At 51.6% G+C, this 15,500-nt stretch carries 12 protein-coding genes; 8 read left to right on the plus strand and 4 right to left on the minus strand.

Translation table 11 applies throughout. The features are described 5' to 3' along the window. Positions 1-42: 42 nt before the first annotated feature. Positions 43-3,339 carry an adenylate/guanylate cyclase domain-containing protein gene (locus tag AC2FNE_RS03205; RefSeq protein ID WP_496804774.1) on the minus strand — a complete coding sequence of 1,099 codons (3,297 nt, stop codon included), beginning with the start codon at positions 3,337-3,339 and terminating at the stop codon, positions 43-45. Between the two features lie 388 nt (positions 3,340-3,727). Between AC2FNE_RS03205 and AC2FNE_RS03210 the strand changes: the two genes are divergently transcribed. Beyond that, positions 3,728-4,690 (plus strand): PLP-dependent cysteine synthase family protein, encoded by a 963-nt coding sequence (locus AC2FNE_RS03210; protein ID WP_496804775.1) that lies wholly within the window; start codon positions 3,728-3,730, stop codon positions 4,688-4,690. Between the two features lie 406 nt (positions 4,691-5,096). On the opposite strand, the gene AC2FNE_RS03215 is transcribed toward AC2FNE_RS03210, so the two are convergent. Next, positions 5,097-5,381 carry a hypothetical protein gene (locus AC2FNE_RS03215; RefSeq protein ID WP_496804776.1) on the minus strand — a complete coding sequence of 95 codons (285 nt, stop codon included), beginning with the start codon at positions 5,379-5,381 and terminating at the stop codon, positions 5,097-5,099. Between the two features lie 193 nt (positions 5,382-5,574). Then, a complete protein-coding gene (locus AC2FNE_RS03220; RefSeq protein WP_496804777.1) occupies positions 5,575-6,582 on the minus strand; it encodes a helix-turn-helix domain-containing protein in 1,008 nt (335 codons plus the stop codon). Positions 6,583-6,978: 396 nt separating this feature from the next. On the opposite strand from AC2FNE_RS03220, the gene AC2FNE_RS03225 reads away from it, so the two are divergent. Together AC2FNE_RS03225 and AC2FNE_RS03230 are read left to right on the plus strand one after the other, a co-directional pair. Then, positions 6,979-7,359 (plus strand): hypothetical protein, encoded by a 381-nt coding sequence (locus AC2FNE_RS03225; protein ID WP_496804778.1) that lies wholly within the window; start codon positions 6,979-6,981, stop codon positions 7,357-7,359. Continuing rightward, positions 7,356-8,573: an HlyD family secretion protein gene (locus tag AC2FNE_RS03230; protein WP_496804779.1), complete on the plus strand. Its 1,218-nt coding sequence runs from the start codon at positions 7,356-7,358 to the stop codon at positions 8,571-8,573. The genes AC2FNE_RS03225 and AC2FNE_RS03230 overlap by 4 nt, the downstream gene beginning before the upstream one ends. Positions 8,574-8,801: 228 nt before the next feature. Here the strand turns inward: AC2FNE_RS03230 and AC2FNE_RS03235 are convergent, their stop codons facing one another. Next, the gene (locus tag AC2FNE_RS03235; protein ID WP_170606675.1) at positions 8,802-9,704 is read right to left on the minus strand and encodes a LysR substrate-binding domain-containing protein; all 903 of its coding nucleotides are present in this window, start codon (positions 9,702-9,704) and stop codon (positions 8,802-8,804) included. A 164-nt stretch (positions 9,705-9,868) separates the two neighbouring features. Between AC2FNE_RS03235 and cuyA the strand changes: the two genes are divergently transcribed. The 5 genes from cuyA to AC2FNE_RS03260 all read left to right on the plus strand — a co-directional run bounded on the left by cuyA (position 9,869) and on the right by AC2FNE_RS03260 (position 15,343). Continuing rightward, the gene (gene cuyA, locus AC2FNE_RS03240) at positions 9,869-10,912 is read left to right on the plus strand and encodes a D-cysteate sulfo-lyase (RefSeq protein ID WP_496804833.1); all 1,044 of its coding nucleotides are present in this window, start codon (positions 9,869-9,871) and stop codon (positions 10,910-10,912) included. 43 nt (positions 10,913-10,955) lie between these two features. Continuing rightward, positions 10,956-11,915, plus strand: coding sequence for an ABC transporter substrate-binding protein (locus tag AC2FNE_RS03245; protein ID WP_170480190.1), 960 nt, complete (start codon positions 10,956-10,958; stop codon positions 11,913-11,915). 115 nt (positions 11,916-12,030) lie between these two features. After that, positions 12,031-13,086 (plus strand): quaternary amine ABC transporter ATP-binding protein, encoded by a 1,056-nt coding sequence (locus tag AC2FNE_RS03250; RefSeq protein WP_170606677.1) that lies wholly within the window; start codon positions 12,031-12,033, stop codon positions 13,084-13,086. Continuing rightward, entirely contained in the window at positions 13,083-14,624 is a 1,542-nt protein-coding gene (locus tag AC2FNE_RS03255; protein WP_170480194.1) for an ABC transporter permease, read from the plus strand. The genes AC2FNE_RS03250 and AC2FNE_RS03255 overlap by 4 nt, the downstream gene beginning before the upstream one ends. Continuing rightward, positions 14,621-15,343 carry an alpha/beta fold hydrolase gene (locus AC2FNE_RS03260; protein WP_496804780.1) on the plus strand — a complete coding sequence of 241 codons (723 nt, stop codon included), beginning with the start codon at positions 14,621-14,623 and terminating at the stop codon, positions 15,341-15,343. The genes AC2FNE_RS03255 and AC2FNE_RS03260 overlap by 4 nt, the downstream gene beginning before the upstream one ends. The last annotated feature ends 157 nt before the right edge of the window (positions 15,344-15,500 follow it).

Below are 15,500 nucleotides of genomic sequence, written 5' to 3' on the forward strand. Positions count from 1 at the left end.
AAAAGGAACGCACGCCAAAATTCTGAATCGTTAACATTCCAATTAAACCGGTCGTAGTTTGAAAAGAGCTTCTTCAATATCTGGGATCGACGGCTGATAACTTCTTTCTTCGGCAAATACTTTCAGTTCCTCAAGAATTTCAGGAAGTTCCGATTTTGAGCTGCCCCTTTCAACTTCTACTAAGGCGCGCGTTCTATCAATGTTAAAATTTGTCCACTCTAAGGGCTCGTTTGCGGTATAATCCTCCAACGCTTCCGCGTAATGCAAAGCTCTGTCCAATTCACCGGCGGCTCGGCATGCGTCCATCGCGTCAATGTAGAACATCAAATAATTGTGGCTAACCGCTCCTGCGGCCAGCACATTTTCCGCCTGAGTTAACGCCCACTTGCGGTCGGTTGCAGATTGCGCGGCTAAAGCGCCTGTGCCCAACGCGACCGCGCCAAAAAACGCGGCCCCAACTTCTTCGCAAATTGCGTGGGCCGTCTTGATCAATTCGAATGCTCCCGCGGAATCGCCTTCGACAAAAAACTTGCAATCTGCGTAGCTTTTTAATGCGAACGGGATGAAGCGTCTGGCTCCGATGGTGTTAGCAAGTTCTTCCAGATTTTTCGCGTGTTGCCGTAGGGCATCGTAGTCACCCCTACGTCGCGAAGTCTCCAAAAGCACGGCGTGGCTGGTTAACTGGGCTCTGAAATCTTTAATCTCAGTGGCTTTGGTAATTGCGTCATGCGCACACATATCAGCACCGTCCGGGTCACCTAAAAAGTGCATGGCAAGGCCGGTCATAGGCAAGTTTGCAACCTCAATGCGGCGAAGGGACTTTGATCTTGCGATTTCAAGGCAGCTCGAGAATTGATTGAAAGCTGACCGTATTCGACCGCCGACGTAATTAGCATCCCCCAGTCCACCCAAAGCTTTTGCCTCGGCCTCCAGTGAATTTGCTTGACGAGCATAACCAAGCGACGCCTCATGCTCGGCCATGCAATCACCGATACGGCCCAGCGGAAAGAAAAGATTCCCTCGTTGATAATGAACTTCGGCCAACACGATTTCCATATTGTTCGCCTGGGCTACTGATTGAGCTTTTTCGAGTTGAATGAATGCGTCATCTGCCCGCTCAATAATCCGCATTGCAGCCGCTAACCCCATATGAACGCGACACCTATCTTTGTCGTTGTCGGCGAAGTCCAGTGCGGTTTCGAATGCCTGAATCGACTCAGCATTTTGTCCAAGATCCTGAAGCAAATCGCCACGTAAACAGTTCAGCTCAAATCGCGGTGATACAGTTGAGTTGATTTCCAAGGCGCGCTCCACGGCGCTCAATGCGGCATTGAGGCGAAGTCTTTCTTGTTGTTTCTTTGCTGCATTTAAATATGCACCGGGAGCTTCTGGATCGCCTGCATAGTCGAGGTGTTGCGCGTGAAGAAATTGGTCCGAATTGCGAAAGTAGTCGGCCGCCTTAGTGTGAAAGTCTTTTCGTTGAGTGCGTAAAAGGGTTTCGTAGATTCCGTCACGGATGAGAGCGTGAGCAAATTTGAACTCTTTCCCGGTTCTGCGAAGTAGAGCCTGACCAATCAACATATCCGGTCGAAACGTGTTGCCGCTTATTGCTTCCACGGCGGCATCCGTGAACTGCTGCCCCAAAACTGATGCAGACTGAAGCATTTGCCTTTCATTGAAGGGCAAAGCGTCAAGACGTGCTTGAACGATTGTCTGGATTGATCCCGGTAACTCCCCATCGCCCACTTCGTCGACGTTATAAAGTAGCTGTTCCAATAAAAGCGGATTGCCGCCGGATTTTTCTACACACGTCATAGCCAATTGGCTGTCTATGTTTGCAAAACACTTCGCAAGCTCTCCAGCTTCGTCCGGATTTATTGGTTCGAGTGTCAGAGACGAGATCTCTGCATCTGAGCATTCTTTGCGCCAATCCGAACGAAAAGGATCACCAGAAAGGCGAGTCGTCAAAACCAGCACAACTTTTTCCTCTGCGGTTAGACGCGCAAGAATGGCGGCGCTGTCTAACAAAATAGGATTGGCCCAATGCAGGTCTTCCACCCTAAGCAACACCGGCTTGTCCTGAGCCGAGGCGCGAACCAATTCGGCTAGCGTTCGTTGCTTTCCCGCATTTCGCAACTTGTTATCCATCGCATCGTAGAAACCCTGAAGATCCGGCGATTGGTCAAGGTCAAGAAGATCATTGAGGAATGCGCGGTGGTGTTCGCCAAGTTTTCCAGATGCGATTGCTTGATTGGCGATCTTTGATCTTTGGAGGTCGCTTGCATCTTGCTCGATGGACAAAAGGCTGCGGGTAAGAGCGCGAACCGTATCCCGGCCGGTCATTGTCCCGAAATCCAGCACAACACCAGTGTGCGTCTCAAAACGCATCTCGCGTGCCAGTCTATCGAATTCGTCCAGCAGTCGGGACTTGCCGATCCCAGCTTCTCCTCTGACGATGCATACAGCACCGTGCTCTTCCTTCAAGCAACGATCCAGAATTCTCTTGAAATTTTCGCATTCAACCTTGCGGCCAACAAACGGAAGCCTGTCGGTTTCAGCTAGATCAGCAATTCTGTCCAGCTGCCAAACTGTGACTGGTTCGGGTAGTCCGTCTATTAGTTTTTCGCCCAGACTTTTGCCAATAAATGATTTACCGAGTGCTCGTTGAATTGACTCGGATACATAAGTTTCTCCGGCTGAGGCAAGATCAGTCAGCCTTGACGCCAGATTCACGCTGTCGCCAGTAACCGTATATTCACTATGTTCCGACCCGCCTGTGGCACTTGCCACGACTTGTCCTGATGCGACACCGATATGAACTTTGAGCGGAGGATCCAATTTCTCAACAACATAATGGATTTCGACAGCGGCGCGGAGCGTGCGTTCGTGATCATTAGTGTGCGCGAATGGGGCGCCAAAAACCGCCATAACTGCGTCGCCTATGTGTTTGTCGACTATCCCTCCATAATCAGCGATGACTTCTCCCACGGCGACAAAAAAACGATTTAGCAGCGCATGTGTCTCTTCCGGATCCATTGTAGCCGACAGGGTGGTGAACCCTGAAAGGTCGGCGAACAAAACCGAGACTTGCCGTCGCGTTGTTTCGGGCAATATCGCAACATTTTTAACTTGATTTGGCTCGTCATGTTGCTGCGGTACGACGTTGGAGATTGCTCCCAGAATTTTGCGTCGATGACCAACGGAACGCACACCAATTTCACGAAGATCCTCGCTGGTTAGGTTGGGTAAAACCAGAAGATCAATATCGTTTTCCTCGAATGCTTCGGCATAGCGTCCAAGTTTTAAGTCTTCGAGCCATTCAGAGACAGAGTCCGACATTAGCCTTCCTCCCAGACTGACATTGCCTTCCGCTAATCATACCAAAAAATGATCGAAATTTCTCCTATGACTAGATATGAGACGAATGTGTACTTACCAATCAGAGCCCTTCATTGCGATCTCAACTGATCATCATTCTGTATGGCAAGGGGCTAACTTAATCGTTTACACAACATTTATTATAATCTTTTTGGTTTCCAGCTTTCGAATTAGAACCTGCAGATGGTGCTTTTGAAGCATGTATTTTTTTCGCAATCAGAACGATTTTATCTGCGGCGCGAACGCTTGTGTTTGAGTTGGCGGATGCTTGCCAAAAGCCCAAATTGTGGATTTTTATTTAATGAACTAGCGTGGACATTGCAGACCCTATCGATCCGGGAAAAACGACATGAATTGTCCTTCGCGCTCCATTTTAGAGGCAATTGGAAATACGCCGCTGGTAAAACTTGACCGACTGACAAAACACTATGGATGCGACGGTACGATCCTTGCAAAACTGGATCATCTTAACCCAGGATTTTCCAAAAAGGACCGCGCAGCCTTTGGTGTGATTGAAGCTGCTGAGCGCGATGGAGCGCTGGCGCCTGGGCAAACCGTTGTAGAGTTAACAAGTGGAAATATGGGAACGGGCCTCGCGATAGTCTGCGGCGTCAAAGGCTATCCATTTGTCGCGGTAATGTCGAAAGGCAATTCACCCGAACGGGCGAAAATGATGGCAGCCCTTGGCGCCGAGGTCGTGTTGGTCGACCAATTACCCGGAAGTCGACTTGGTGAGGTTTCCGGCGCCGATCTTGCCGAGGTAGATCGCGTTGCGACCGAGCTGACCTTAGAACGCAACGCGTTTCGGGCTGATCAGTTCCGCCGTGAAGGAAATCCTAGCTCACATGAGCATACGACTGGCCCCGAGCTTTGGAAGCAGTCGGGAGGTAGCATTGATGCGTTTTGTGATTTCGTCGGTTCAGGTGGAACTCTGGCAGGTGCTTCAAAATATCTGCGTGGACAAAACCCAAAGATCCGTTGCTATCCGATCGAGCCTACTGGCGCAGCTGTTATCGCGGGTCAAACCGTAACCAAGCCGGATCATCCCATTCAAGGCGGTGGGTATGCCATGGCTGATCTCGACTTCTTGCGTGGCATGAGTTGGGACGGGTTTTTGCAGATCGACGGTGAAACAGCCCGTCAAACCACCCGAGACCTTGCGCGATATGAGGGCATCTTTGCTGGATTTTCAGCCGGGGCAAACGTTGCCGGAGCAATCGAACTTTTGCGAGGCGCTCATAAAGGTCAAACCATTGCGGTTATCATTTGCGACTCAGGTTTAAAGTACCTCTCAACAGATCTTTTTGGGTGAGGAGAGGAGATTTTCGTATGTCAGCCCGCAGGCGGTTAAGTTCTCAAATGACAGTTTTGGGAATTCCCTTTCAAGCCCGGTTCCCGATTATCGCCGGACTAAACTGATCTAAAGTGGGTCAGGGGTAAATGAATGCAGGAGCGTGCGCAAGTTTCGCCCAATTAATTACCCCGAACACGATCCTCGTGTTAACCTTCCCGTTAATCAAGCTTTAAGGGAACATCAAAACAGATTTGCCACCCGTGAGCCTTCAGGACCCGGGTGGCAACTAAGCAAAACCTATTTGGTTTCTGTGCGAGTTGATCAGTCAAGATGTGAATACATTCAGCAGTACTAGTTAGTTGAACATAACTTTTTCCTGTCCCAATTTTCTGATGGGATTTATCCTTTGTATTCCCTGACTACTTTAACGATCGCGGTCTTCCCTGAATTCGTCCCGGCGTTCTTCGGCGCGGTCTTGCGCGTCTTCAAAGTTGTCTTTCTTGATTGCTCCGCCAACAGCACCGACCGCCGCGCCAGCAGCAGCCCCGCCGACGATGCTCTCGCCTGCAATTCCCGCTAAAGTTGAGCCGACAACCGCACCCTTGATGGCTTGATCGGCGACATAGTCGGCCTGTGCCGTTGCGGCTATGGTAAACAGCATTGCCGCGGAGATCGGAGCGATAAAGGATAATCTTTTAGAGGTAGTCATTGTTTCATCCTTGTTCTGGCAAGCAACCGTTGTGGTTGCCCTGTGCCATTGAACTAGGTGATCAAAAGACCCGTTTTCTTTTGGCGACGGGACAAGGTTTTGTTGATCCTGGACATCCATGAAATGTACTTGAATAGGTTTCTGGACTCGGTGAAAGCGTGCTAACTATTGCTTTCCTAAAACTGCGCAAAGGCTAGCGACCGGACTTTCTGAACTTTGCCGGTGTCTCTCCGGTCCACCGCTTAAAAGCGACCGAAAAGGCGGCCTGATCTGCGAAGCCAAGCATAAAAGCAACGCGTGCAACTCCCTCGCCGCTGCGGAGCATCCGTTTAGAAAGATCGCAAAGCACGCCTTCCAACAATAGTTTGAAACTTGTCCCTTCGGCCGACAGATGTCTAGTCATAGTGCGCCGTGTCAGGCCTAATTCCCCGGCTATTTCGTCTCCATTTGGAATCGGCCCGGGAAGGCGTTGGCCAAGCACGTCTATTATGCGGTCCGAAAGGCTGCGGACTGTATTGGGCTGTGCTTTCAACTGTTCTTCGCCGTGCCTGCGCAGATGACCTAACAGGGTAGGGTCCGCAGTCGGGATCGGGAAAATCATACCGTTAGGCGGTAAGCTCAGTGCGTACCCGGCGTTAAACCCTTCTACATGGCAACCTGCCAGCTCGGCCAACATCCGACAATGATCGATGTCGTCGGTCTCCAACTCAATAAAGATCGGAGTAAGACCGCCAGAGGTGATCTGCTGAACGCGTTTAAAAAGGCCGAACAGTAACATCTCGCGGTGGCGGGGATATTGATGCGATGGGATTACGTTGCTTTCCAGCGTGATTTTTGGCGCTTCAGGTGTACCAACAAAGTCCAGCCGCAAATCAGGGTCTTGCATCGCATAAAATCGCTGCGTCATTTTCAGCGCGTCTTCAATAGTTTCTGCAGCTCGTACGATATAAGCAAGAAGCGTTCCTGGACCTCGCGCCGAAAGACCAACACGGGCGGCGAATGTCTTGTCTTCAAGCACACGGCAGGCCGTTTCGAGTATGCCCGCTTCGTGCAGCAACTCGACAGTTGCATCGGGTCCATCGATGACCTCGGGAGAAGCGCCTGCCATTGCCAGAACTTCAGCAAACGGAATTTGCGCGTTTGGTTCCAGCGCATAAAGACGCCCGACATTTTGCAGTCTGTATGCGCTGACGCGTGGCACCTTTTTTGTCCTCCCCAACCGGCAGGCGAAGCCCAAATCTTCTGCAATTGTCCAGAAGCCAACAACAAATGTCCAGAAGCCTAAGGATCGCGAACGAAGCGGAGGTTAGATCCCGGTCATCAGAGAGGAAAAGGCAATGTTCAATTTCGCAAGGTACTACCGGGTTTTTAAGGCAATCCAAGGGCCGGTCAAAAAAGCGTGGTCCAATGAAAATACTGACGGACCACAAAGTCTGGTACGCGGCGAGAAAACTTCAAAAGGGCGCCCTTGGGATCCCCCCTATGCCCCAACACAGCAACCGTCCAATCCTTCGCAAAAACTAACCTGATTCTGAAATTCCAAACAACCGAAACGCTTCACTCGCAGGCTGCCTGCGTTAGTAAAAGGACTTGAAACATGAAACCACCCTCGTTGCTGATGGCGCCTGTGTTCGGCATCATCTCGACCCCTGCGTTCGCCGCGGGCGGTGACCCCCGCTGGTGGGTCGCGCCTGATCAGACAGACAATTACGCTTGGGTCGGTCTAATAGTCTTCTTTCTTGCAATCCTTTTGGTCGTTCATCTTTATGCGCGCTTTGATCGATATACCGAACACAAGGCAACCGGTACTCCGCTGCGCACAACAATCCCGATGATGCTGACCGTTGCTTTGGCTTATGAGCTGATGCCAGCGCTAAGTCATTTCAGCATTCTATTGCCAGCCGCTTTGCTTCTGACAGCGATCGCCCGTGACTTCATGCTTTGGTGGCGCCCATTTAATGAGGAGACGGTAAAATGATCGAACTGCTCGTCACATCTTTCCCTTTTGTAATCCGCGTAATTTTCCTGAAATGGCGCGGGATGCCCATAACTCTTTACAACGTACATCGGGCTGTCTTCATGTGGTTCGTCCTCGCGCTGATCGTTTTCTTTGCGGTCTTCTACTATTACCCCAAATCCTACACTGGCCTCGTGCCATTCCGCACGGTCCCAGTCGTCGCCGAAAACGGAGGAACGGTCACAAAAGTCTTCGTCAATGGTGGTGATCATGTAAGACCGGGTGATCCGCTTTTCGCCGTCGAGAACACGTCGGAAAAAGCCGCGGTCGAGTTCGCCAAGCGCAAAGTCGAGGAAATCGAAAGCGCCAAGCTAGCCGCTGATCTTCAGGTGGAAACCGCTGAAGCCGTGCTGGATGCTGCTATGACGGCAATGGGACAGGCCGAGCTTGTGCTGATGGATCACCGGGCGCTTCAAGCCAAAGGCTCGTCTGCGTTTCAAGTGAGCCAGCTGGAGAGGGCGCAAGCAATGCTAGACACCCGAGAGGCTGAAGTTGAAGCCGCTGAAACCCAATTGGGAGTAGCTCAAGTCCAAGCGACCGCGGTTTTACCGGCTCAGCTTGCCTCAGCACGGGCATCTCTCAAACAGGCCGAGGTGGAACTGGCAAAAACATTGACACTTAGCTCGGTCGACGGCGTAGTTGAGCAAGTGACCCTTAGTGTTGGATCGCGCGCAGCCCAAGCAGCGATGAGCCCCGCCATGCTTATCGTTCCGGAGAGAAAAGATGTTGAACGTGGCCGAATTGTTGCCGGTTTCTCTCAGGTCTCTCGTACCGAACTGTACGAAGGCATGGCTGCAGAAGTTGCATGCGAAAGCAACTTCAATATTTCGATGCGCAACACCGTCTTGCCTGCGCGGATCGTCCGTATTCAAGAACCCATCTCTTCTGGCCAACTCGCCCCCAGCGGACGTCTGATCGAGCCCGGCGAAAAGGCAAAACGTGGTCAAATCGTCGTACATCTCGATCTCGTGCATCCTGAACACCGCGACCTTTTGGTGCCGGGCAGCGGCTGCATCGTTCAATCCTACAAAACGAATTTGGATGGTGATTTGGAAGGTACAACTGTCGCCCATGCGATTCAGGCAATGGGCATTATCAAAGCTGTCGGCTTACGGATCAAAGCTTGGTTTGGTTTGACTTCAGGAATCGGATTAATAGGTGGCGGACACGCTTGATCTATTTAGTTCACTTAGATCTGTGCCCCGCGGTCCCCGGCTTTTACCGGGGGCCGCTACGGGTTTTTTCTGGGCTCAGATCAATATAAATTAGGTCGGGTTCTCAATGTCTACCTGGCCGAATTGGAATTATTGAGTGAGCGCGTAGAGCTTGGCACGAGTGCGGAATGAAACCGCTAAATAGAAACGTTGGCTAATCCTGTATAGATCGCGCGAAGCCTGAACTTTCTACTGTGAAGACTTCGGTCTGCTTGTCCAGAAATCTACAAGCTGTTCCGCTATTTCAATATGGCGATGAGCGTAAATTGCTACATCGAGTGCAACCCGGCCAAAGCCATTGCTCAACGCGATCAGTTCACCGCTCTCGATTTCTCTGTGTACCATACTGAATGGAAGCCAGCCCACACCAAGACCTCCTAGGATCATTTCTTTTGCACCGCTAGAAAATGCGGTCTGGCACACTGGGTTGCTGCTGAAGTTTGCCGTCCCAAATTGACACTGCGATTTGTTCAGAACCTCTCCGAAATAGCTGTTTTCGGGATACACTATGGCGGGCGTATCCAGTGGGACGTCATGATTATCCCTCACGGCATAACGCAATACGCCTCCAACAACCGGGATGAGGTAATCATGCCCCCAAAGCTCACGGCGCACTCCGGACCCAAATTGCATCGAGCCTACACTGCTCGCCTCGTAGCATAACAAGATGTCTGTATCGCCGCGCAAAAAGAGTGACACACAATCGCTCAGGTTCGCCGCCCGAACGCGAAACCGGATTCCTTTAAAGGTTGAGCGTGCACGCAAAGCCATGTCCGGGAATGTCGAATAAATTGAAGCGTGCGGCGCAGCTATTCCAACCACAGATTCGGCGGGATCATGTTGCGAAATTTTTGTTCGTAACTCATTTAGGTGCGCGATCAGAGAACGAATTTCTTCTTCGTTGGTGGAGAGGGCGGGGCTGATCTCGATCCGATTGGCCTTTCGGTCCAAGACTTCGACGCCCAACCATTCCTCAAAACTGCGAATTCGCCTTGAAAAGGCAGGTTGTGTAATGTTCCGCCGGTCCGCAGCGCGGGTCATATTCCGCTCTTCTAAAAGTGTTAGTACGTCTTCAAACCACGACATATCCATTTTCTGACTCCCTTGGCTCAAACAAATAGTATGGGCAGGCCAAGAAATTAACACTGTTTTTCCACGATATACTTTGAAAAGGTTTGGCTGCACATTAAGAGGGGGGCTGCTCTGTGGCAGACATTGAACAAACCATCGATCGCGAAACGGCGGTCGGGACTGGAATGGCCTTGAGCCTGTGCAAAGAGTTATCTGTCACGTTAGCAAAATTCCCGCGAATTTTGCTGGGGCATCTTCCTACTCCTCTGGAACCTATGGACCGGCTCAGTGAGGTACTCGGTGGCCCGCGTCTATGGGTCAAGCGCGACGATTGTACTGGCCTTTCCTCAGGCGGAAACAAGACCCGCAAGCTGGAGTTTTTAATGGCAGATGCTGTCCAAAAAGGGGCAGACACCATCATCACTCAGGGCGCCACACAATCCAATCACGCCCGCCAGACCGCTGCGGCGGCTGCGAAATTGGGTATGGAATGCCATATTCTGTTGGAGGATCGCACAGGCTCCAATGACCGGAATTACATTCTGAACGGTAACGTGTTGTTGGATCGCCTGCACGGTGGCACGGTGTCTAAGCGCGTTGGTGGCGCCGATATGAATTCCGAAATGGAGAGCCTTGCCGCGCAGCTGCGAGATATTGGAAGGTCGCCTTATGTAATCCCAGGAGGGGGGTCGAACCCGATTGGAGCACTGGGGTACGCGAATTGCGCGCGTGAATTAACTGAACAAGCTGTCACAGCAGGATTGAAAGTCGATGCGCTTGTTCATGCGACAGGAAGCTCCGGCACCCAAGCGGGGCTTGTCGCTGGCCTTGCTGCGCTTCGTAGTGATATTCACCTGCTAGGAATAGGCGTGCGAGCGCCAAAAGAAAAACAGGAAGCCATGGTTTACGATCTGGCAGTTCGAACGGCAAAATTGATGGGTGCGGGTGATCAGATCGATCGCGAAGCTGTTCGGGCCAACTGTGAATATGTCGGTGCCGGCTATGGTCTTCCCACACCTGGTATGATTGAGGCACTAAAACTATTAGCGCGTACAGAGGGGTTGTTGTTTGACCCGGTGTATTCAGGAAAAGGTTTGGATGGCCTGATCGACCAGATCCGAAAGGGCTATTTCGATGGAATGGAAAATGTCGTCTTTCTTCATACCGGCGGTAGTGCGGCGTTGTTCGGCTATCCGGACACATTTGATCTAGCCGGATACACGACCTGAAATTTAACAAAGACAAAAAACTACACAACAAGGAGACCTGCCCATGTCAATAAAAAACACACTAATTAGCGCTGCGGTACTCGGCCTTATCAGTGCACCCGCTTTCGCAGAAGACGTAAAAATTGGCGTGCCATCTTGGACCGGCGCGCAAGCTATTGCCCATGTCCTGGGCGAAATCGTTTCTTCGCGCATTGGGGGAACGGTCGAGTACGTGCCAGGTAACAACGCCACGATCTTCCAAGCCATGGACCAAGGCAAAGGTGATATAGACGTGCACCCAGATGTCTGGCTGCCCAATCAGGAAAGCTTTACCAAGAAATACGTTGATGAGGCCGGTACAGTCACCTTGTCCTCCAACCCCTACGAAGGAAACCAAGGCTTTTGCGTTTCCAAAGACTTCGGCGAGAAGATGAATATTACCGATATTGCTGATCTGGGCCGTCCGGATGTGGCAGCGGCCATGGACAGCGATAGCAACGGTAAGGGTGAGATGTGGATTGGCGCACCAGGTTGGGCGTCCGCCAATGTTAATGAAGTCAAGGTGCGCGACTATGGCCTACTGGACTTCATTGAACCCATCCGCGCAGAAGAGGCCGTGAAAACCGCGCGCATCAAAGACAGCATCGCAAAGGGCGAAGGATATGCCTTCTATTGTTACAAGCCCCATGCAGTATGGTTCATGTTCGATGTCGAGATGCTGACCGAGCCGACATTTGATCCGGCAAAATACGTTATGGTGCAGCCCTCTGACGATCCTGATTGGTACAACAAATCAATGGTGGCGACCAAGGACGCTTTGAAACAAGTTCAGATCGCGTGGTCTAACTCACTGGTAGATCGCTCGCCGGCTATTGCCGAGTTTTTTGACAACTTTGCTTTGACGGCAGACGACGTCAGCTCGCTGGCATTCGAGATCAGTGCAAACGGTAAAGATCCTGCCGATGTCGCCAAGTCGTGGGTGGAGGCGAATTCCGACCGCGTAGACAAGATGCTTGGCCTGTAAAGTACCACAGCGAGATACTCGCCCCCGACCTTGTCGGGGAATAAATTAACAGGACGTCGAGATCCGAGGTCAATCTTGGGTCTCGAAACTATAAGTTGCGAGTCGGGACGACGCCATGAACGCCGAAACAGTTATTGAAATCTCGAACGTTTGGAAGATTTTCGGCGGCAAGCCCGAGGCAGCCTTACAAGCGATCCGCGATCGAGGACTTACGAAGGCGGAAGTCCTGAGCGAGTTCAATGCCGTTGTGGGTGTCGCCGATGTATCTCTCTCTGTTAAGCGGGGTGAGATTTTCTGCGTTATGGGCCTTTCGGGTTCAGGAAAATCCACGCTTGTACGTCACTTCAATCGTTTGTTGGAGCCCACTGCGGGTAAGATCGAGATTGAAGGCATCGATGTAATGGCGCTTGGGCAAAAGGAGCTGCAACAGTTCCGCAATCAGAAGATTGGCATGGTCTTCCAGAATTTCGCGCTCATGCCGCATCGATCAGTGCTCGACAATGTAGCGATGCCACTGGAAATCCGGCGCGTGGCAAAGAACGAACGTATGCGTCAGGCGGCGGCTATTCTTGACATCGTCGAGCTTGGGGCGTGGGGTTCGAAATTCGCGCACGAACTATCGGGCGGTATGCAACAGCGGGTTGGATTGGCGCGGGCCTTGGCAGCGAATCCTGATGTGCTTTTAATGGATGAGCCATTCTCAGCACTCGATCCCCTTATCCGCCGCCAATTGCAAGATGAATTTATTCGTTTATCGAAGATCCTTAAGAAAACCACCGTTTTCATTACGCACGACCTTGATGAGGCCGTTCGGATCGGAGATCGAATAGCGATCATGCGCGACGGCAAGGTGGTTCAAGTGGGAACCGCTGAAGATATCGTGATGCATCCTGCCGATGACTACGTTGCGGACTTTGTTGCGGGGATTTCGCGGCTCAAAGTTGTTCATGCTCATGCAGTGATGCAGCCTTTAGAGGCTCATGTCGCTGCCCACGGGCCAATCCCGGCAGACCTTCCGCGTGTCAACGAAAGCGAAACGCTTAGCAATCTGATCAATCTCGCAATTGAAGGCGATAGTGCCATTCTTGTTGAGGACGGCGGTACTGATGTGGGCGTGATCACTCGGGCTGATCTGCTCCGCACCGTGATAGAAGGAACCGAAGTCTCATGAAGGAAGACACCACAAACCCACTAGAGGATACGACCTCGGCAGCTGCAAAGGCTTATGCCGAAGAGCGGCGGGAAAATATCCGCACCTTCGTAAGGACTTCACCAGAATATTACATCCGGAATTTTGATAAGATTGGCACCTCGGCCCGCTTTACACCCACCTTCAATGTGTTTGCTGGCCTATTTGGACCCATCTGGTTCGGAGCACGCGGCCTTTGGTCCTGGGCGTTACCGTTTTTAATCCTTGAAGCGCTGGCCTTTGTGCAAATAGCGCGAGGTCTGTTCGGTGATCTAGGGGCAGATGCCATGGCACGCATCACCTCCATCGAAGGTACGCTTGAATTGCGGCGCCAACAACTCGCTGCGGCTATTGAAAACAATTCCGATCGGGTGGATGCGTTTCGCCGTACTGTCGAGTCGCTTGAGGCCAATATCGAAGGGTTCAGGGCCGAGGCCGAAGCCGCTGCGGCCCAAGGGCCAACAATTGCGCTGACTGGTCTTGTGATTTTGCTTGTCGTTAAGCTGGTGCAAGCTGTGACGGCCAATACAGCGCTTGAAGCACGTTTTTCGGACTGGCTCAGCGACCGAACAATCCGCTCGGGAATGCCCGTTCAGCAGATAGTTTTTTCAGCCGTCTTCATGGGGTTAATCGTTGCCGCTGCCGTTGTGCACTACAGCTTTCCGGATCGATTTACGCTGCTGACCAATTTTCCGACCGACCCGGATATACGCCTTGTATCGATCGACGGCGTAGAAGCATTTTTTAACTGGGCCGTTCTAAACGGTGAGGCGTTGTTTGATGGAATTACTTATGTAATCCGACTTGTGCTTGACGCTTTGGAAACCATTTTCGTCAGTACACCCTGGATCGTAATTGCAGCGCTGATCATCTTGCTCACATGGCTGACAGCTGGCGTTCGGATGGCGATCTACTCCGGTGCTTTTCTCGCTTACATGGGCTTGCTTGGCTTCTGGGAGAAAGCCATGACAACACTGGCGCTCCTTGGAACTGCGGCTTGCCTTTCTATTGTTATCGGCATTCCGCTTGGTATGTTCGCCGCCCGCCGTCCACGATTTTACGCGTTTATTCAGCCCATCATGGACTTCATGCAGACAATGCCGGCCTTCGTGTTCATGATTCCTGTTATCGCGTTCTTTGGCACAGGAAAACCGGCCGCGGTCGTCACGACGATGATCTTTGGAGGAACGCCGGTTGTTCGTCTCACCGTCCTGGGGCTGCGCGGAGTACCCGAAAGTGTGCGCGAGGCGGCAATTAGCTTTGGAGCTAACAAATGGTATCTGCTAACCAAGGTTGATTTGCCTCTTGCAAGCCCCTCCATCCGGGCAGGTATAAATCAAACCATCATGCTTTCGCTTGCTATGGTCGTGGTTGCTTCGCTCATTGGAGCCAAGGGGCTTGGCGAAGATGTGTTGGAAGCGTTGCAATACGCCAATGTGGGACAAGGTATTCTGGCGGGTTTCTCTATCTTGTTCTGCGCTATGATCCTTGACCGGATCGTACAGGGTCAGCGTAAGTGAACGCGCTTGTCCTTATTCATGGGTTCATGGGCGGTGGCGCGCAATGGGAAGGGTATATAGATGGCTTGGCCGGGCAGTTCGATCTTATTACGACAGATCTGCCGGGTTTCGGCGCAAGGTCTCATCTATCGCCGATCGACAGCATCGATGGATATGCAGATTGGGTTATCGATCATCTAAGAAAAGCGGGTGTCGTTAGGTATCACCTCCTTGGTCATTCCATGGGCGGTATGATTGCCCAGGAAGTTGCCCTTAAAGACAATGATCGAATTGATCGCCTTGTGCTTTACGCTACTGGTGCAATCGGCGTTTTGCCTGGGCGGTTTGAGACAATAGAAGAAAGTAAAAGGCGGGCGCAAGAAGAGGGTTCTGCTGCTACCGCACGACGTATCGCGGCGACCTGGTTTGTTAAAAGAGAAGCGGCAGAAGGTTTCGAGCGTTGCGCGACGATTGCAGCGCAATCAAAATTGCCTGCAATAAATGCTGGGCTTGACGCTATGCAGTCTTGGTCGGGCAAACAAAACTTAAGCCAGATTGAAAAAGAAACTCTGGTCCTATGGGGTGATCGAGATCGAACTTACCCATGGACGCAAATCCAAAAGCTTTGGACAGATATCCCAAATTCTTCACTTGCCGTCGTGCCGGATTGCGCTCATGCCGTCCACGCTGAGAAGCCTGAATTATTCGGGCGTCTGATTGCTGATTTCTTGGCTCGTTGATACTTCAAACCCAACGACCGGTTCATGAATCCGGGTCCGGTAAGTTTGTTGCAAAGGCAAGGGAAGAAGTTGCGACATTGTGAGAACGGTTAGACTCGGCATATCCACCAGAATTTGGAAAAGGACATAGGCCGGGCGTCTCTCGAACAGAGAATGA

The organism is Ruegeria sp. YKSD179, from assembly GCF_059612885.1.